The following is an 18,906-nucleotide window of genomic DNA, read 5'->3' as shown; positions in this document are numbered from 1 at the left end:
ATAAGGAGATTTCAGGTTTGTGGCAATCTAACTTAAGTGATAGATCCAGATAACACAATACTTTCCCCAGAGAACCATTGGGGAGTGTTTTTCGAGCTTTCGACACTCGGGCACCAGGTCGACTGATGCTGGATGTCTCAGGTTGCATTAAGATTTTATCATTCTTAGATACGTTAGAGCGTGCCCGGAAAATGCGATTTAAACACTCAGCAAGCAATGTGATCGATTTGACTACCTTCAGGAGAAGAAACTAGCGCTCAAGAGCTGGGAAATCTCGCTATTGAGCGTTGCTATGTAGCCAGAAAATCATCGTAGTTCGACTGAGGCTAATTATCGAAGTCTTGTTCTGGTTGGGAAAGTTTTAACGCCAACGCAAACGGAAAATATTTATAGCCTTGAGTGGATGTGAAAAAGACGTAAGCGAGTCCGTTGGCCAAGGCTACGCAGCGCGTTATTCGTCAAGCTTACTATACTTTAGAGTGAAGTTTGCAGAGTTTGAGAAAATGTTTTTAAGGCGGTTATTCCTTTGTTTTCTGTTTAGCCCGCTATTAATTTGGGCCGGGCAGCTTTCTGAGCAGAGCATGTCTGAGCAGAGCATGTCTGAGCAGAGCAGGTCTGAGCCCAGCACGATTCCCATACTAACCATCAATGGTGCTATTGGCCCTTCCGTCAGGGATTACTTGTTGGAACACATTTCCCGTTCCAATCAAAACCAACAGGTGCCACTGATCATCATCACTCTGGATACTCCTGGCGGGTTAGTATCCAGCCTTCGTGATATTAATAAAAGCATTCTTGAATCGACAAAACCCATTGTTTGCCTGGTCTACCCGAAAGGCGCAAGAGCCGCCAGTGCTGGTACCTATATTTTATATGCTTGCCACCATGCGGCAATGGCGCCTGCAACCACGTTAGGGGCCGCCACCCCGGTAAATATTGGCCCTAACCCGAATAGCAACGATGGTTCCGAGGACAAAGACTCAAGTGCGTCGGCGATGGAGAAAAAGATCCTCAATGATTCAATCGCTTATATTCGTTCATTGGCACAATTGCGAGGCCGAAATGCCGATTGGGCTGAACTGGCGGTGGCCGAAGCTGCAACGTTAACGGCAACCGAAGCCCTGAAGGAGAATGTGATCAATGCCCTGGCAGATTCACCGGAAGCACTGATAGAACAAATAAAAAATAACCCGGCGCAATTGAGCGGACTAGATCCCCAGATTAATTTGCAAGATGTCGCACTTAATGTAATTGAACCGGACTGGCGGCATCAGTTTATTGGCACCATTACCGACCCTAATATCGCCTACATTTTGTTGTTGATCGGAATTTATGGATTGATATTGGAATTTTATAGTCCAGGTATCGGCGTTGCGGGCGTAACTGGAGTCATCGCGTTACTGATCGCGACCTATGCTCTGCAAATGCTACCGCTGAGTTTTTCGGGCATGGGGTTACTTATCGTTGGTATCGGGTTGCTGGTAGCCGAGGCGATGGTGCCAAGCTTTGGTGTACTTGGTATCGGTGGCCTCATTGCGTTTGTAATCGGATCGATTTTTTTGATAGATACGGATCAGGTGCAATTTCAGGTGTCTATCCCAATTATTGCGGCGTTTGCCTTAGTCTCGGTACTGTTTTTGGTGTTTTGTCTGGGTTTTCTATGGCGAAATCGTCACAGCCAGGTGGTTAGCGGCAAGGAGGAAATCGTCGGTGCTGAGGTAGTGGTGGTTGACGATTTTACCGGCAAAGGGCAGGTAATTTTCAATGGTGAACAATGGTCAGCGAACAGCATTCAACCGTTACAAAAAGATCAGATAGTAAAGGTGACGGCAATCAAAGGTCTGGTGTTGACGGTTAACCCAATTCAGGTGAAGGAATGAAACGATGGATTTAATCTATACAAGTGAGCAGATATTCACCGCGGTGGTGACGGCTTTAGTGATTGCCCTGTTGTACAAGGCGTTCAAGATATTGCGAGAGTATGAGCGTGGTGTCATTTTTCTTCTGGGACGGTTCTATAGGGTAAAAGGGCCGGGATTGATCATTATTATTCCATTTATACAGCAAATGGTACGGGTTGATTTGCGTACTGTGGTAATGGATGTGCCGAGTCAGGACGTGATCAGTCGTGATAACGTCTCTGTCCGAGTCAATGCGGTAATCTACTTTCGGGTGATCGATCCGCAAAAAGCGATTATCAATGTGGAAGATTATCTGCAGGCAACTTCTCAGTTGGCGCAGACGACCCTGCGCTCCGTGTTGGGTCAACATGAGTTGGATGAAATGCTGGCAAATCGAGAAATGTTAAATTCGGATATTCAGGAAATCCTCGATACCCGCTCCGATGGTTGGGGGATTAAAGTGTCTAATGTTGAAATCAAACATGTTGATCTGAACGAAAGCATGATCCGGGCAATCGCCAAACAGGCTGAGGCGGAAAGAACACGACGAGCTAAAGTGATCCATGCCTCTGGTGAAATGGAAGCTTCTGGAAAACTGGTGGAAGCTGCAGAGAAATTAGCAGTCGAGCCTAATGCTATATTACTACGTTATTTGCAGACCCTGACCGAAATTGCCAGCGAAAAAAACTCGACGATATTGTTTCCGCTACCGTCCGATCTGCTGAGTGGCCTATTTTCCGACAAGCGCCAGGACAAAGACAAATAGCCACGCCCACCAAGGGAACAACACCAAAATACGGCTTTATTGTTGGCTTACGCCCTTAGTGAAGAGATGCTTGGATTTAAGGCATAATGATGGCTTGTAATTCGAGAAATTCTTTGAGGCCTTCCAGTCCCCATTCACGACCATTACCCGATTGTTTAAAGCCGCCAAAGGGAGCCTTGGTGGTGAAATATGCTCCTTGAATGAAACACTGCCCGGCTCGTATTTGACGAGCGAGCGCTAAGGCCGATTGTGGATCTTTTGCGTAAACGGATGAAGATAAACCATAAATGGTATCATTGGCGATTTTGATGGCTTCTTCTTCGTCTGTGTAGGGGATGATGCAAAGCACCGGGCCAAAAATTTCTTCCCGGGCGATCGTCATGTCATTGCTGACATCGGTAAAAATCGTTGGCATCACATAGGCGCCTTGCTGTAACTCTTCTGGCAATTCAAGCCCTCCGGTTAGTAGTCGCGCGCCTTCATCAATGCCAGTCTGGATATACTCTAATACACGTTGTTGCTGGCGCTTTGAACTTAACGGTCCCATGGTCGTTTTTGGGTCTGCTGGGTCGCCAACGATGTTTTCTTCACAGACTCGTTTGGCGATGTCTAATATCTGTTGATATTGGCTTTTCGGCACCAGCATTCGAGTTAATGCGCTGCAGGTCTGGCCGCTATTAAACATCACATCTTCCACACCATATCGCACTGCAGCTTCCAGGTTTGCATCTTCGGTTATGATATAGGGCGATTTTCCACCCAATTCCTGGCATACCCGTTTAACCGACGGCGCTGCGGCCTGTGCAACTTTTACCCCTGCGGCAGTGGAGCCTGTAAATGACACCATATCCACATCCGGGTGAGCACAAAGGTGGCTACCAATGTCAGCGCCATAGCCGGTAATGACATTGAATACACCAGCAGGTAAGCCAATCTTTTCGATGATTTCCGCGATGATCAAATCTTGAATCGGGGTTTGTTCGGAAGGTTTTACGACCACAGTGCAGCCTGCGGCCAGGGCAGGCCCGAGTTTTCCGACGAGTTGTGATAATGGATAATTCCATGGATTAATCAATACACAGACGCCAACGGCAAGGTGATTTTGGATCACATTTCCAACCGTTTCCGCCGCTTCTGCTACATGAGCTAAATCCGCAAATTCTCGAAACGCGTCTATCGCGCTTTGTACTTGCGCGTCTTTGCTGATTTCATAAGGGCAACCCATGGTTAGCGATATCGCTCGGGTTAAATCCGAAAAACGATTTTGCATTTCATCGGCAATTGCCAGAATCCATTGTTTGCGTTGTTCAGCGGTTGTCACAGACCAATGCGCAAAGGCCGATTTTGCCGCGCTTATTGCACGGTCTACATCTTGCTGATTGGCGTTGGCTGTTGTTGCAACAATCTGGCCGTTTGCAGGATTGATAACGTCAATGTGGGGCTGTGCACTGGCGCTTGAGAGCCATTGACCATTGATAAACAGTTGCGGGTAGGAATAGACGGGCGTTTGCATAGCTTTTATACCTTGAACAAATACTGTCTTTAACGATTGGGGCGAAAGACAGTGCGTGAAAAGTGTGAATTTTTTACCTGTGCTGGTACCCGTACGGATGCCAGTACGGGCATCAGCACGGGTAGCATCTTCGCGGTTATTGTGCGGCTTGCTCGAATAATTTAACGATGGTGTCGATGTCCTCATCGTCAATATCTAAGTGAGTGACCAGACGCATCTGCTCGCCCGAAGGAAGAATGACATTATGAGCCGGCGCTAATTTGTCGAGGCTGGCTTTCATCTCGGCACTGACCTGAACATACACCATATTGGTAAATGCCTTATCGAACTTTAAGGTGACCCCATCGATATTGCCTAGCGCTTTACCCAATTGTGAGGCGCGTTGATGATCATCATTTAACCGTTCAACATGATGTTGTAATGCATAAAGGCCTGCAGCGGCCAATATACCAGCCTGGCGCATGCCGCCGCCGAGCATTTTGCGCCAGTGTCGGGCTTCATTAATCAAGGCTTCGGAGCCCACTAACAAGGAACCTACCGGCGCACCTAAGCCTTTAGACAAACATATCGAAACGCTGTCAAAATCTTCGCTTAATTTCGCCGCTGTGGAGTTGTCAGATACGACCGCGTTAAACAAGCGGGCACCGTCTAAATGCATTGCCAGGCCATATTTATCAGCGATGGCTTTGACCTTGCTGGTATAACCTTGTGGTAAACAACGACCATTGTGGGTGTTCTCCAGGCAAATCAGTCGGGTTCTGGCATAATGAATATCAGCAGGTTTAATGGCACTTTCCAGCGCTTGCAGATCGAAGGTTGCATCGGTATTCAAATTCAATGGTTGAGGTTGGATACTACCTAATACCGCTGCTCCGCCGCCTTCGTATAGATACGTATGGGCGGCGCTGCCTACAATGTACTCGTCACCACGGCCACAATGGGCCAACAAGCCGATCAGATTGCTTTGAGTACCGGATGGACAAAAAATCGCGGCCTCTTTATTGAGCAATTGCGCGGCAAATTGCTCCAGCTGATTCACTGTTGGGTCCTCACCATAGACATCATCGCCTGTTACCGCGCTTGCCATTAATTCACGGATAACCTGAGTCGGTTGGGTGACGGTATCACTGCGTAGATCAATTATTCCTGCCATGGTGTCTGACCTCGTAATGTAAGTTTTTTACTGATGTAATCTTCACGGTTAGTATAACCACCGGCGAGATGGCGAAATCCGCTGAACGCGGTTCTTGCATGCAAAGTACGCCAGTTATCAAACCACACCGCTTTACCGGGCTGTAGCTGAAATTGAATTTGCAGCGCCGGATCATTGACTAATTGTTGGTATTTACCATAGGCATGATAAAACGCTTTTTCATCTTCAGCTGTTAATTTAAACGGACTGCGATCAAAATTGTTAAAACAGATCTGCTCAAAATGGCCGTTCTTATCTTCACGTACCACCGGATGTTCGCCCCTTAATTGAATACCGGGCTCGATATAATGGGCCGGTACTTTAATGCGAGTGAGCGTTTGGTAGGCTTGAGGTTCTTGCTCTTTAATGAGTTGTGCGACCTTAAAACCATCAACAAATTGATTGAACGCGCCTTCACCTTCAAAGGCAAGACAATGCAATAATTGCAACCCTGGTGGGTCAATTGTGTAAGTGCCATCGGTATGCAAACCAATACCAACACTGGTATAAGCACTGTCGCTGTGGGCCTGATTATTGGAAAAATCCCACAGGCCGCCAAATACCGATTCGCGAATATAACCAATTTTTTCAAGCAGGGCTTTGGTGGCGCTCATATCTGTTGGTACATTGGAAAATGTGACAATACCAAAATTTTCCATGGCATCGATTACCGGTAAAAACGCGGCGTCACTTTGCGATATCTGATTAAAATCAAAATCCGGGACACGGTCTTGAAGCTCGTTGCCCCAAAGTTTATAACCAGGCTCTGGCACACATGGATATGCCATGGCATGCAGAAAATCCGCGGTAAATTCGGTTAATGTCGCATCGTTTTGCCAGTGAATTTGTAATACCGCACCATCGTTTAATAATTGTTGCTGCGCTAGCTTTGGGACAGGCATGTTAAAGGTGTCCAGATCTCGCTGCAATGTGCTGGGGTTCAGACTTTTGGCATCGGTACTGTGATCCCGAAGCCAAAACAAGCTGAATTCTGCGGTTTTTTTATCGGAAAACTCAATGGAAATGCCATCTTCTTGGCACTGGCAAGCGTGAATACGCATTATCGTAAAACCTCTGTATGGATGCTTGGTATTGGTTCATTATGGTGCCGAATACCCTATGACTGCGAGCTATTCTCTTAACTCACATCGTAATTCCGTCACCCTAACAAATTTAAATTTGAATACCAACGGATTATTGTTATTTATCGGACCCAATTCTGACTTAGATGATGCAAAAGTAAATCGGTTTACACTCATTTCAATAGCTTTTCATACCTGCCTTTCTAACGAACCTGGCAGCAAAGGTAAACTTTCACAAAAATGAGATTTTTGGTTGCGGGCATATTGCTTTAAATCTGGGTATGAACACATAGCCTAGTTAGGAGGACGTAAATTTTGCGTAAAGGCATTGGCAATCTTAAATAAAATCGGTTTATATAATAGTTAAAACAATAAGGAATATAGGGCAGAACGATGTCTGAGCAAAATATGAAAACGCATTCGCTTAACCGGGCGTTAATTGCAACTAATCGTTTTGGATATGGTGCCAGACAAGGTGAAATGCAAAAAGCTCAGCGGGATCCTAAAGGCTGGGTGATTGGCCAATTGAAAACCGTGGAGTTTGACCCTTCGTTACCAGGCTCTGATGAGGTGCTTCATGCCTTTTATCAATATCAACAGCAACAACGCAAGAAAAAATCCAACCAAAATATCGACTTTGGCGACGATGAAATCCCGAAAAATTTTTCCCGGAAAACCTTACAGAACGCTTCCGCCGATGGTTTAATACGTTCTATACAGTCGAGTGATAGTGTCAGTTGGCGTCTGCTTGATTTCTTCTCCAATCACTTTAGTGTGACAGCCAATAACCGCTTAATGGCTGGCCTTGCCACAACCCTGGAACGTGAGGCCATCGCGCCTAATTTAATCGGCCGTTTTGAGGATATGTTGCTGGCAATCACAAAACATCCAGCGATGCTGATGTATTTGAATAACGAGCGTTCTTTTGGACCTAATTCTCTTGCCGCAAAGAAACGAGGCAAGGGGTTAAATGAAAATCTGGCGCGCGAGATCCTTGAACTACATACGCTAGGTGTTGATGGCCCCTATTCGCAGCAAGACGTGATTGAGCTCGCTAAGGGGATCTCTGGCTGGAGTGTCAAGCATCCGAAACGGGAAGAGGGCAATGGTTTTGTGTTTCGCAACTATGGCCATGAACCGGGGAAACGCACGTTATTGGGGCGTTCCTACCGACAAAATGGCATGAGTCAGGGAGAGCAAATGTTACGAGATCTGGCGACTCACCCCGCGACGGCGAAACATATCTGCCGAAAATTGGCGTTTCACTTTGTTTCTGAGAATCCGCCAAAATCTCTACTTGATAAAATGCAACAGACCTGGCGTGAAACCGATGGCAATATCAAATCGGTTATGACGACATTATTTCGAGCCGATGAATCCTGGATTGCTGAACCGCAAAAATTTAAAACGCCACGGGAATTTGTTATCTCTTCCTATCGGGCGTTTGGGATTCGGGAAGTGAAACAAAATAGTTTCCGGTATTCGTTGAATAACCTAGGTCAACAACCATTCAATGCAAATTCCCCCGCTGGTTACAGTGATAAAAATGAAGATTGGCTGGGTCCAAGTGCGTTAATGGCGCGAATTGACTGGTCTGCGATGGTTGGTGGTTATCAAAAGTGGCAAAAAATCGAGAAGATTCTGAGCACGTCATTAGGTTCGCAAGTTAGCCAACATACCTATAACAGTGTGATGCGAGCGGAAAGTCGGGAACAATCCATCGCGTTGTTTTTAATGAGCCCTGAGTTTCAGTGGAGATAACCATGATGCCTAATAACAAGCGTTCGAACGTGAACACCGGTCAGGAAAAAACGCTATCGCGCCGCAAATTCATGCAAATGGCGGGAGGTGGCATGGCGCTGTTAACAATTCCTGGAGCTAATATATTCGCACGCGAGGCGACTAGGGTTACGGGTGACGCTAAACAGGCAGGTCGTCCGAAAATTGTTTGGGTTATGCTTCGTGGTGGGCTGGATTCTATGCATACTATAGTGCCTGAATTCGATCCCCAATATAGAAAATTGCGTCCCAATCTTTCTGCCAGTTTTCATTCGCCGCTACTGCCGTTGGCACGTGGTTTTAGCCTGCATCCGTCGCTTAGCACTATGCACAAGTGGTATCAGCAAAAATCATTATTACCTGTGGTTGCGGTATCGTCAGGGTATCAGGAGCGCTCCCACTTTGACGCTCAGGATTTCCTGGAGAGCGGTCTTGGTAACATTGATCATGATAGTGGTTGGTTGGCGCGCGCCATTGCCGTGAACAATCAATCTGCCTTGGCAGTTTCAAGAACTGTTCCCATCAGTCTGCGCAGTGCAGCAAATGTTGATACCTGGTTCCCGTCAAATTTGAAAGATGGAGATCAGTCTTTGTATTCGGCACTACAGGATTTGTACCAGTACCACCCTAGAATGAATGAAAGCTTACAAAGCGGATTAAAGGTAAAAGGACTTGTGGATGACGATATAGTGACGCGTCGTCAGGGGAATTTTATGCAGCTGTGCAAATCTGCGGGGCAGATAATGGTTGCAGATAAAGGGCCAGATTGCGTGATGTTGGAGCTAGGCGGCTGGGACACCCACAATAGTCAGGGTAACCGTCTCGACAGGCAATTAAAGCAGTTGGATGATGGGTTGGCGACATTGCAGTCTACCTTGGGACAACAATGGCAACAAACCGTGGTGATGATTGCGACAGAATTTGGCCGTACCGCTAAAGAAAATGGCACCGCAGGAACCGACCATGGCACCGCGAGTGGGATGTTTATTGCCGGTGGCGCCGTTAAAGGTGGCAGGGTATTAGGCTCCTGGCCGGGATTAAAAACCGAGCAGTTACTGGCTGGACGGGATTTGATGCCAACATCGAATATGTTTGGTTGGATTGGTAACGTGCTGGCAGAGCACTGGCAATTGTCGGAACAGCAAATTGCACAAATATTTCCTCATATGAAACCCTATCGGGAGTCTTTGATTCAAAAGCCCGCATGACAAGGGCATGTTAAGTCAAATCTTTTAAAGCCGGTTTAATCAAATTCGGTTTGCAGGCGAGTTAAAAACAAGCAATACAAAGGAATTGGTTGATCGTTAATTGTTAACAATGTAAGTTGGTTTTATGAACAGATTATGGATTAAATGTCATGAACCAAAACAAAACCAAACGTTTATCGATAAAGTCGGTGGTAATTGCAGGCTTAATTACATGCCTGAGTAGCTGTAGCGATAGTGACAGCAATAGCATGCCGCCTTTGGTAGATAAGAACGCGGATGTGTTTTTACAAGAACAAGTGTTGCTCGATTTACTCGGACCCGATGACGCCGGAAACGTTCCCGATATCAGCGCTGAAACCGCTAAAATCAGCCAACAGCAAAACCAACTCGAGATAGAATTTAAAGCGTCAGAGCATATATCTGCTGTCACGTTAACCCCCCAATCTCCCTGGCAATTGTCGGTGTTACCAGCGCACAATCTTGCCTTTGATGTCACCAATACAGGTACCGAGTCCATTCACTTTTACCTTGAAATCGCTAATCCAGACGAAGATGTCCAAAAACGTTCAATTAGCATTCCAGTGGGCTTTTCGGGAACCGTGTATTTTCCATTGTCTGGCAAAGAGGCACTTACGGATACGGGCATGTGGGGTGATGCTCCACCCTGGAATACCGAAGACCAACTGATGATTTGGCGCTCCTGGCGCGCGAGTCAGGTTGATATGTCTTCGTTGGCGCAACTTCGGTTCTTTACTATTGGTTTGTTGAATGACCAATCTTTAACGTTATCGAATATCCGCATTCGAGAAAATCCAGAAAGTGATCCTGACTGGATGAAACACGTTGTTGATGAATATGGTCAAAATACCAAGGTGCAAACCTCACTTCACGTAACCGACGATGCGGAACTGGTTGCTCAGGCCAAACAACAAATCGAGGATTTCAGAAACAATGCCTATGCCGAACAACGATCAAAGTTTGGTGGGTTCAGTCAGGGTCCAAAACTTGAAGGTACCGGATATTTTCGGGTGGCAAAGCACGACGGTAAGTGGTGGATGGTAGATCCGGAAGGTTATCTGTTCTTTTCCCATGGGCCGGCTAATGTGCGGATGGCCAATTTGTCGACATTAACCGGAGTGGATTATAAAGATGACAGTATTCGCTATCGTAGCCCGGATGAAGTGACCCCGGAGGATTCGATCGGTATCGTCAATATTTCCGAACAAACGCAACAGACCAGCTTTGTTACGTTGCCGCTTAGACACCAGATGTTCCGTTGGCTGCCGAGTTATGAACAGCCGCTGGCCAAGCACTACAGTTATCGTCGTAGCACCCATAAAGGTCCTATTGCTCATGGCGAAACGTTTAATTTTTATCGCGCCAATTTAGAACGAAAATATGGCGATGACTTTATGCAAAGCTGGTATGAAACCACGATGAAACGCATGAAACACTGGGGGTTTACCTCGTTTGGTAATTGGGTAGATCCACAATTTTATCGTGCACAACAGGTACCTTACTTTGCTAATGGTTGGATAATCGGCGATTTTCAGACGCTCTCAGGAAAAGTGAATCATTGGGGCAAGATGCCAGACCCATTCGACCCCGTGTTTGCACAACGCGCAAAAATCACCATTGAGCGGATCTCTGAACAGGTGAAAAATTCGCCCTGGTGCGCAGGTATTTTTATTGATAATGAAAAAAGCTGGGGAGAACGACAGGGCAGTGTCGAAGCCAGATATGGCGTGATCCTGGATGCCTTATCCAAGGACGCTCTCTCCAGCCCGGCGAAAGCGGCATTTATGGTACAGTTGCAGCAGCAATATTCCACCATTGTTCAGTTAAATCAGGCGTGGAATACCCAGTTTACTAGTTGGCAGCAACTCGCCTCAGGTGCAACTTTTGACGACTTTACACAAGCGCACGTAGATGATTTATCCGCATTATTAACCCGGTTAGGCGAACAATATTTTATTGTGGTGCACAACACACTGGAACAGGTTATGCCGAATCACCTTTATATGGGGGCTCGCATGGCAAACTGGGGCATGCCTGATGAAATTATTAAAGCATCGGTGACATACTCAGATGTACTTAGCTTTAATATTTATGAGGATGGGGTTCAGGAACATCATTGGAAATTTTTAGAGTCCGTTGATCTGCCGGTTGTTATCGGTGAATTCCATATCGGTACGGCCACCGATTCGGGTTTGTATAACCCGGGCATTGTCCATGCCAGCGACCAACAAGATCGCGCCCGCAAATACAAAGCGTATATGCAGAGCGTTATTGAAAAGCCGTATATGGTGGGGGCGCATTGGTTTCAATACGTTGATGAACCCATTACCGGTCGCGCTTTTGATGGTGAAAATGCCAATATTGGCCTGGTTAACGTTACGGATACCCCTTATCCAGAGTTGATTGAAGCCGTACAACAGGTTACTGGTTCTATGTATCAGCAGCGTTTAGGTACCCAGTAATCGGCAGAGGTTGATTTTTAAAATCAACCTCTTCTTCTTGGAGTAACACTAACCCACTGTTTATATGAGAATTTAATGATTTAATTAAGTGCAGTTATTTAATTATTGTTAACAATTAATGATTAAATGTATTGATCAATATTAAATTATGTGTAATCTGAATGTTAACTATGTGTAATTTTTTGACCTTATGGAAACAGTAAAACTCGTCACTATCAGCCAACAGGCTGGCTTAGTGGCCGATGATCAAAGCATCTACAGTCAGATATTAAATGATATTGCTCAGGGACAACTTGTCAGTGGGGATAGGTTGGTAACGACGCAACTCGCCAAAAAATATGGGTCTAGCATCAATCCTGTGCGCGAAGCATTAAAACAACTTGAAGGCGAGGGGTTTGTGGCATTTCAGAAAAACAGCGGAGCGCGTGTTGCAAGGTTTGCTTTTAGTACCATGCGCGATGTGTTTGAGATGTTGCAATTGCTGGAACCGTATTTGTTAAAAGAGTTTACTCAAAACCATACACCTGAGGATATCGCAGAGCTTGAGAACATTATTCAGAAGATGACGGCAACACAAGCTCAGGACTTTACTCGGTTTCGAGAGCTGGACACGGCATTTCACTGGCAACTGTACAGGGGCCATTATAACCAGGAAGCGGTCAAACTCTGGCGGCGAAAACGGCTGATATTACAAGCAATGCACGCCAACTTGCCGATAAGTCATAAACGCTATAGTGATGCCGTTGCAGAACATCAAACATTACTAAGCTTCATTAGCAAAGGGGCGGTCGAAGAAGCCAATGAAGCCTTACTTGCTCACATCAAGAGCGGTGGCGATTATTGGATTGCTCAGGTGACAGAAACTGCATCGAGTAGCGGTTACCGGCCATTACAAGGGCTTACAGGATGAATATCACCGATATCAAATGCTATGCATTCTGGCTAGGCCATCGCAATGTTTGCCTGGTGAAAATCGAAACGGATGAAGGCATTTTTGGCTGGGGAGAATCCGGATTATCGGGTAGAGAAAAAGCCGTTGCCGGGGCAATTGAGCATTTTCGGGAGTTTTTGGTAGGGCGTAGTGCGATGAACATTGGTGCCCTCTGGCAGGAAATGTATCGGAGCCAGTATTTTGAAGGAGGCAGAGTGTTAGCCGCGGCAATTTCGGCTATTGATATCGCTCTCCACGATGTCCTGGGTAAACACCTAAATGTACCCGTCTATCAGCTTCTCGGTGGTAAACAGCGAGAATATGTTGAGCTATTTGTTACCGCGACATCGGCTTACGAACAAGCGCTTGTCGAGCAAGTTCTGAGCTTAAAACAAGCGGGTTGGCAAGTAATCAGAACCACCACGGGCGTGCATGGCAGCCCAGAACAGGCAACTCAGTTTTGCCCAAGAACGTCGTTGGCACAGGTATCCTCTTTACTTACCGATATTCGTGAACAGCTCGGCCCAGAAACAGTCTTGGGAATTGACTACCATCACCGCTTAACCGTGGCAGAAACCTGTTCATTTATTCAACGTATGCCGCCGGGTACTCTGGATTTTATTGAAGAGCCGATTCGCGCTCAATCGCTAACAAGTTATCAATCTTTGCGACAAATGGTAGATGTGCCGTTTGCCATCGGCGAAGAATTTACGTCAAAGTGGGATTTTGCCCCATTTGTTGAGCAAGGAGCGGTCGACTTTGCGCGCATTGATATATGCAATGCCGGTGGATTTACCGAAGCGATGAAGATCGCTGCATTATGTGAAACTAAGTATCTGGATATGATGCCGCATAATCCATTGAGCCCACTAAGCACCGCTGCTTCGATGCATTATTGCGCGGCCATCAGTAATTTTTCCTGGCTTGAATGGCCCCCTTATGATGGTGATTTGAGCGATTATGACCAGGTATTTAATCGAAGATTACAACCGGTGAATCATCGTTTGAGTGTCGATGCTGCGCCTGGGCTTGGGATCGAGATAAATGAAGATGTTGTCAAAAAGCTGGCTTTTGATTTTTGGGAGCCGCCTCGCTTAGTCAAACCCGATGGTAGTTATCAGAACTGGTAAAACCATGGAGCGACGAATAATGAAAAATACCGGCAAGTTCAAAATATTGGCACTGATATTTATCAGCGTAGTCATTAATTATATGGACCGAACCAATATCTCTGTCGCTGCTTCGGCGATGTCACAAGAGCTGGAACTTACCAGCGTTGAAATGGGACTGATTTTTTCAGCATTTGCTTGGACGTATTCCATTATGCAAATCCCAGGAGGTATGGTGGTAGATATCATTAAAATTAGGTTTCTTTATCCTTTTATCCTTATCGCCTGGTCCGTAGCTACCTTAATACAGGGCTTAGTAAGTTCATTGACCGCCTTGATCGGTTGTCGCATGGCGATAGGTCTGTTCGAAGCCCCTTCTTATCCCGCCAATAATAAAATTGTCACCCAATGGTTTGCTGCTCAGGAACGCGCCGGCGCTATCGCTGTATACACCTCCGGGCAATTTATCGGTCTGGCATTTTTAATGCCGGTGCTGGCTTTGATTCAGAATGCCTTTGGCTGGCGCGGTTTGTTTATTGCTTCCGGCTTAATCGGCATTGTTTGGGCATTGGTATGGTACCGATTCTATCGCGAACCTGAATCGGATCACATCGATGATGTTGACCAGCCCTTGGTTATTGAACCTGAAACAAAGGTAAACAATGCGGCGAACTGGCAAAAGCTTAAATTTGCTTTTAGTCAAAAAAAGCTTTGGGGGATTTATCTCGGCCAATTTTGTCTCGGTGGCACGATGATCTTCTTTCTCACCTGGTTTCCAACCTATCTGGCGGAATATCGAGGCTTGGGGGATTTACAGACCGGTTTTGTTGCCTCGGTACCCTTTTTAGCGGCTTTTTGTGGGGTATTGCTCTCTGGGTTTGTGTCTGATTACCTGGTGAAAAAAGGCTATTCCAATGAATTTGCTCGAAAAATGCCAATCATGCTTGGGCTGCTCTTATCCAGTGCCATTATTGGCGCCAATTATGTGCAAAGCACACTTTGGGTTACGGTATTTTTATCTCTGAGTTTTTTTGGTAACGGTCTGGCGTCAATTAACTGGGTGTTTGTTTCCTTAATTGCGCCCAAATCCATGGTCGGTCTGGTTGGGGGATGTTTTAACTTTATTGGTGGCCTTGCGGCGGTCATTGTGCCTTTAACGATAGGTTATCTGGCTCAGGACGGCGATTTTCAAAGCGCTCTGGTGATGATCGCGGCGCTAGCATTGGTCGGCTTACTCTCCTATGTGTTTTTGGTTGGCAAAGTCGAACCCATTGACGAGCCCATTTTTGATGTTACGGCCAACGGGGTGCAGGGGTGAGGGGCTATTTTAACGAAAGCTACGGCCTGATTGAGGTAATAACATGGGCATAAAGTCTGAAGCTAGCAATTTCAGGTCGGCGCATACGTATTGCATTGCCTTTGTCACCGACAACGCTGAGCGCGAATTTTGTAAACCGACATGGAAAATTACAACATTAATTAACAAGTCCTTATGAAGCTAAGGCAAGCAAGGAAAAGAACCGCCATGAGCAACCATTCTACATTGCAGATGTTATTCACGACAGGCGTATTAACGACAAGTTTATGGCTTGTGGGCTGTCATCAACCTTCTTCGCCCGACATATTGTCCGAAACCAAAGAGAATCATAGCAATCTATTATTGAGTTTTGATGATGAAGCCCCGCTGCATCAGGTAAACGTACATAATGCCAATAAATCTTTGCTTGCATCAGAGCACGGACAGGCGGTGAAAATTGACTTTGCCAGCGCTTCTAACCATGAGTCGGTTGTTGAATTCGTGCCTGATGAACTATGGGATTGGAGCAATCAGGGCAATTTTGGCATTGCTATGGATATTGAAAATCCAGAGTTGTCGTCGGTACATTTGTATGTGTCGGTTAAAGATAGTCACGGGGTAGCGCATAACCGCAGCGTAGCGATACCGGCACAATCATCACAACGTTATCTCATCGAATTATCGGGGCCGGATTTGGAGATTGAAACCGGCATTCGCTCAAATCCGTTTAGTTGGCAAGATAACTATCAGCCGATTATCTGGCGGTATGGCAATAAACATATCGATCTAAGCAAGGTGGCGAGTCTTGGGTTTAAAGTCACTGGGGTAGCGGAAAACAAAACACTTATCTTTGATGATATTACCTTGGTTCAACCAAACGCCATGGATGAAAACTACCTAATCGGGTTAGTGGATAAATTTGGTCAGAATGCTAAGCAGGAATTTACCAATGAAGTGCATAGTGATGAACAATTGGTAGCGATTGCTGAACAGGAACAAAGTTCGCTTGTATCAAATGACATTGCGGATCGCAGTAAGTTTAATGGTTGGAAACTGGGACCGAAATTACAGGCAAGCGGTTATTATCGAGTGGAAAAATATCAAGGCAAATGGTCATTGGTAGATCCTGAAGGCTATTTGTTTTTCTCTAATGGCATTGCCAATGTGCGAATGGCAAATACGTCTACGATAACCGGCTACGACTTTGACGCAACGTATATCAAGCAGCGTCAGTCGGGGGATCTCACCCCAGAAGATTCTATTGGTTTGAACCGTGCCCCAAAAGATGCCTGGCCTAGCCGTTATGAAACGTCAAAAATGCGTAGCCAGATGTTTACCTGGTTACCCGAATATGAATCGCCAATGGGACAACATTTTGGCTATCGCCGCGAAGTTCATACCGGTGCCATCGACAAAGGCGAAACCTATAGTTTTTATCAGGCAAATTTAACCCGCAAATATCAAACCAATGATATTCAACTCGCCGAGCAGAAATGGCGAGACACGACCATTAAACGCATGCAATCCTGGGGTTTTACCTCATTTGGCAACTGGATTGATCCCAGTTTTTACTCGATGCAGCAATATCCATATTTTGCTAATGGCTGGATTATTGGTGATTTTAAAACGGTCAGCAGCGGCAATGACTATTGGGCACCTTTGCCGGATCCCTTCGATCCGGTTTTTAAAGAACGAGCCATGATTACCGTGCAGCAGGTAGCCGATGAAGTAAATGACAGCCCTTGGTGTGTCGGCGTTTTTATTGATAATGAAAAAAGCTGGGGACAAATGGGCAAATATGAAAGCCAATTTGCGGTTCCAATAAACGCACTCAGGCTGGATCGGAAAAGTAGCCCGACCAAAGCTCATTTCAGTGCATTAATGCAACAAAAATATTCGACCATAGAGGCTTTCAACCAGGCTTGGGAAATCGACTTGGAATCCTGGGATAGCTTTGCTTCGGGTTTTGAATTAAGGGAATTCAATGAGAGCGTCGTTGCCGACTTATCTACCATGCTTTATGAATTTGGCTTGCAGTATTTTACCGTCGTTAATCAAGCCATGGAAACCTTTATGCCGAATCATCTGTATATGGGCGTTCGGTTTGCAGATTGGGGCATGACACCGGAATTAAGAAAAGCGGCGTCGGAAGTTGCGGATGTGGTTAGCTACAACTATTACAAGGAAGTCATAAATGATGAGTTTTGGCGCTTTCTCGATGAGATAGACAAACCCGCTATCATCGGTGAATTTCATAATGGCGCCCTGGATTCTGGGTTACTGAACCCTGGCTTAATCCATGCAGCCAGCCAGCAGGATCGAGGCAAGAAATACGCGGAATATGTTAACAGTGCGATTGATAATCCGTATTTTGTTGGCACTCATTGGTTTCAATATATAGACTCGCCGTTAACCGGAAGGGCGTTAGATGGCGAAAACTACAACGTCGGCTTTGTTTCCGTTACCGATATTCCTTATGCGCCACTGGTAGATGCGGCGCGTCAGGTAAATCGAAATTTGTACCAGCGCAGGTATGGTCACAATGAGCCATAAATGCCTTGATTTTGTAACCTGGAAAGCGCTCGTTTTCGCCAGTTTATGGGTTACGTCGATGATGAGCTTTTGCGCTCAGGTGAATGCGGTTGAGCGCACAGGTATCTACTCCATTTACGATCAAGCGGCTCTGCAGTTATTAGATATCAGTCAGAATTACGCTGTAGTTGCCGATGGTTTTGAGTGGGCAGAGGGACCGTTATGGTTTGCAGACGAAGAATTTTTGCTGTTTAGCGATATCCCTGCCAATAAAATCTACCGTTATGATGAAAAGCGCGGCTTAACGGAATTTTTAACGGATTCTGGGTTTAGCAATGGTCTGTGCCGTAATGGCAAAGGTCAATTGCTGATGATGCAATCGAGAACAAGGCAGGTAGCATTATTAAACCAATCACCACAGGCACATTCTATTGACACAAAACCAGACTTAAATGTGTTAATGCGTGACTATCAGGGAAAACGATTAAACAGTCCCAATGATTGTGCAGTGCATGCCAACGGCACGTTGTTTTTTACCGATCCTCCTTATGGGTTGGCGGGACAGCTCAACGACCCTCTTAAAGAGCTAAGTTTTCAAGGTATTTTCCGTGTTACTGACAACGTAACCGGCGATCAGAATGAAATCACCCTGGTCGATGACTCTCTGACATTTCCCAATGGCATAGCCTTATCACCTGATCACAAGTGGCTCTATGTGGCGGTTTCTGATCAACACCAGCCAGCCTGGTATCGATACCGTTTAAGTGAACAGGGGGATATTTTGGCGAAAGAGTTGTTCTATACACCAGAGCAATCCACGAATGAAGTGGGTGCTCCGGATGGACTTAAAGTGCACAGTAATGGCTGGGTGTTTGCAACTGGCCCTGGAGGCATTTGGATATTTAACCAAAACCAGCAACTATTGGCCCGCATTCACTTGCCGGGCTTTACTGCAAATCTGGCATTTGCGGACAATGAAACGCTTCTCTATCTGACCTCGGACAATGAATTAAGAAAATTGCGTTTGCAGACTAATACTACTCAATCTTTAATTTTTTCCCCATGAATTAACCGATAAAGGAGGGCATCCAGGTGCTAACCGGCACTTTTTTACAA

Annotated in this window: 13 protein-coding genes; 10 read left to right on the top strand and 3 right to left on the bottom strand. The window is 45.9% G+C overall.

Annotation, left to right across the window (positions count from 1 at the left end):
- The first annotated feature begins 581 nt into the window (after nt 1–581).
- Together FE810_RS06830 and FE810_RS06825 are read left to right on the top strand one after the other, a co-directional pair.
- Nucleotides 582–1,880: an NfeD family protein gene (locus FE810_RS06830; protein WP_246036943.1), complete on the top strand. Its 1,299-nt coding sequence runs from the start codon at nt 582–584 to the stop codon at nt 1,878–1,880.
- A 4-nt stretch (nt 1,881–1,884) separates the two neighbouring features.
- Complete coding sequence (locus FE810_RS06825; protein WP_138319272.1) at nt 1,885–2,667, top strand: slipin family protein; 783 nt, start codon at nt 1,885–1,887, stop codon at nt 2,665–2,667.
- A gap of 76 nt (nt 2,668–2,743) precedes the next feature.
- On the opposite strand, the gene FE810_RS06820 is transcribed toward FE810_RS06825, so the two are convergent.
- The 3 genes from FE810_RS06820 to FE810_RS06810 all read right to left on the bottom strand — a co-directional run bounded on the left by FE810_RS06820 (nt 2,744) and on the right by FE810_RS06810 (nt 6,433).
- Complete coding sequence (locus tag FE810_RS06820) at nt 2,744–4,180, bottom strand: aldehyde dehydrogenase family protein (RefSeq protein WP_138319271.1); 1,437 nt, start codon at nt 4,178–4,180, stop codon at nt 2,744–2,746.
- A 136-nt stretch (nt 4,181–4,316) separates the two neighbouring features.
- A complete protein-coding gene (ltaE, locus tag FE810_RS06815) occupies nt 4,317–5,333 on the bottom strand; it encodes a low-specificity L-threonine aldolase (protein WP_138319270.1) in 1,017 nt (338 codons plus the stop codon).
- Nucleotides 5,321–6,433 carry a trimethyllysine dioxygenase gene (locus FE810_RS06810; RefSeq protein WP_138319269.1) on the bottom strand — a complete coding sequence of 371 codons (1,113 nt, stop codon included), beginning with the start codon at nt 6,431–6,433 and terminating at the stop codon, nt 5,321–5,323. The genes ltaE and FE810_RS06810 overlap by 13 nt, the downstream gene beginning before the upstream one ends.
- 414 nt (nt 6,434–6,847) lie before the next feature.
- Between FE810_RS06810 and FE810_RS06805 the strand changes: the two genes are divergently transcribed.
- The 8 genes from FE810_RS06805 to FE810_RS06770 all read left to right on the top strand — a co-directional run bounded on the left by FE810_RS06805 (nt 6,848) and on the right by FE810_RS06770 (nt 18,856).
- Nucleotides 6,848–8,215: a DUF1800 domain-containing protein gene (locus FE810_RS06805; RefSeq protein ID WP_138319268.1), complete on the top strand. Its 1,368-nt coding sequence runs from the start codon at nt 6,848–6,850 to the stop codon at nt 8,213–8,215.
- Between the two features lie 2 nt (nt 8,216–8,217).
- Nucleotides 8,218–9,441, top strand: coding sequence for a DUF1501 domain-containing protein (locus FE810_RS06800; protein ID WP_246036941.1), 1,224 nt, complete (start codon nt 8,218–8,220; stop codon nt 9,439–9,441).
- A gap of 149 nt (nt 9,442–9,590) precedes the next feature.
- On the top strand, nt 9,591–11,921 hold the full coding sequence (locus tag FE810_RS06795; RefSeq protein WP_138319267.1) for an agarase: 2,331 nt from the start codon (nt 9,591–9,593) through the stop codon (nt 11,919–11,921).
- A gap of 190 nt (nt 11,922–12,111) precedes the next feature.
- The gene (locus tag FE810_RS06790) at nt 12,112–12,831 is read left to right on the top strand and encodes a GntR family transcriptional regulator (protein WP_138319266.1); all 720 of its coding nucleotides are present in this window, start codon (nt 12,112–12,114) and stop codon (nt 12,829–12,831) included.
- On the top strand, nt 12,828–13,982 hold the full coding sequence (locus FE810_RS06785; protein ID WP_138319265.1) for a mandelate racemase/muconate lactonizing enzyme family protein: 1,155 nt from the start codon (nt 12,828–12,830) through the stop codon (nt 13,980–13,982). Before FE810_RS06790 ends, FE810_RS06785 begins: the two co-directional genes overlap by 4 nt.
- A 19-nt stretch (nt 13,983–14,001) precedes the next feature.
- Complete coding sequence (locus FE810_RS06780) at nt 14,002–15,279, top strand: MFS transporter (protein WP_246036939.1); 1,278 nt, start codon at nt 14,002–14,004, stop codon at nt 15,277–15,279.
- Nucleotides 15,280–15,486: 207 nt separating this feature from the next.
- Nucleotides 15,487–17,811 (top strand): agarase, encoded by a 2,325-nt coding sequence (locus FE810_RS06775; RefSeq protein WP_138319263.1) that lies wholly within the window; start codon nt 15,487–15,489, stop codon nt 17,809–17,811.
- Nucleotides 17,801–18,856, top strand: a complete 1,056-nt coding sequence (locus FE810_RS06770) for an SMP-30/gluconolactonase/LRE family protein (RefSeq protein WP_171022281.1) — start codon at nt 17,801–17,803, stop codon at nt 18,854–18,856. Before FE810_RS06775 ends, FE810_RS06770 begins: the two co-directional genes overlap by 11 nt.
- The last annotated feature ends 50 nt before the right edge of the window (nt 18,857–18,906 follow it).

This window comes from Thalassotalea litorea (genome assembly GCF_005843925.1).
GTDB classification, from domain to species: Bacteria; Pseudomonadota; Gammaproteobacteria; order Enterobacterales; family Alteromonadaceae; genus Thalassotalea_A; species Thalassotalea_A litorea_A.
This window is presented reverse-complemented; position numbering and strand designations above follow the sequence as displayed.

Coding starts and splice junctions, on each gene's coding strand:
- FE810_RS06800 (WP_246036941.1), top strand. CDS start 8,218: ATGATGCCTAATAACAAGCGTTCGAACGTGAACACCGGTCAGGAAAAA.
- FE810_RS06785 (WP_138319265.1), top strand. CDS start 12,828: ATGAATATCACCGATATCAAATGCTATGCATTCTGGCTAGGCCATCGC.
- FE810_RS06805 (WP_138319268.1), top strand. CDS start 6,848: ATGTCTGAGCAAAATATGAAAACGCATTCGCTTAACCGGGCGTTAATT.
- FE810_RS06820 (WP_138319271.1), bottom strand. CDS start 4,180: ATGCAAACGCCCGTCTATTCCTACCCGCAACTGTTTATCAATGGTCAA.
- FE810_RS06780 (WP_246036939.1), top strand. CDS start 14,002: ATGAAAAATACCGGCAAGTTCAAAATATTGGCACTGATATTTATCAGC.
- FE810_RS06795 (WP_138319267.1), top strand. CDS start 9,591: ATGAACCAAAACAAAACCAAACGTTTATCGATAAAGTCGGTGGTAATT.
- ltaE (WP_138319270.1), bottom strand. CDS start 5,333: ATGGCAGGAATAATTGATCTACGCAGTGATACCGTCACCCAACCGACT.
- FE810_RS06810 (WP_138319269.1), bottom strand. CDS start 6,433: ATGCGTATTCACGCTTGCCAGTGCCAAGAAGATGGCATTTCCATTGAG.
- FE810_RS06825 (WP_138319272.1), top strand. CDS start 1,885: ATGGATTTAATCTATACAAGTGAGCAGATATTCACCGCGGTGGTGACG.
- FE810_RS06775 (WP_138319263.1), top strand. CDS start 15,487: ATGAGCAACCATTCTACATTGCAGATGTTATTCACGACAGGCGTATTA.
- FE810_RS06790 (WP_138319266.1), top strand. CDS start 12,112: ATGGAAACAGTAAAACTCGTCACTATCAGCCAACAGGCTGGCTTAGTG.
- FE810_RS06830 (WP_246036943.1), top strand. CDS start 582: ATGTCTGAGCAGAGCATGTCTGAGCAGAGCAGGTCTGAGCCCAGCACG.
- FE810_RS06770 (WP_171022281.1), top strand. CDS start 17,801: ATGAGCCATAAATGCCTTGATTTTGTAACCTGGAAAGCGCTCGTTTTC.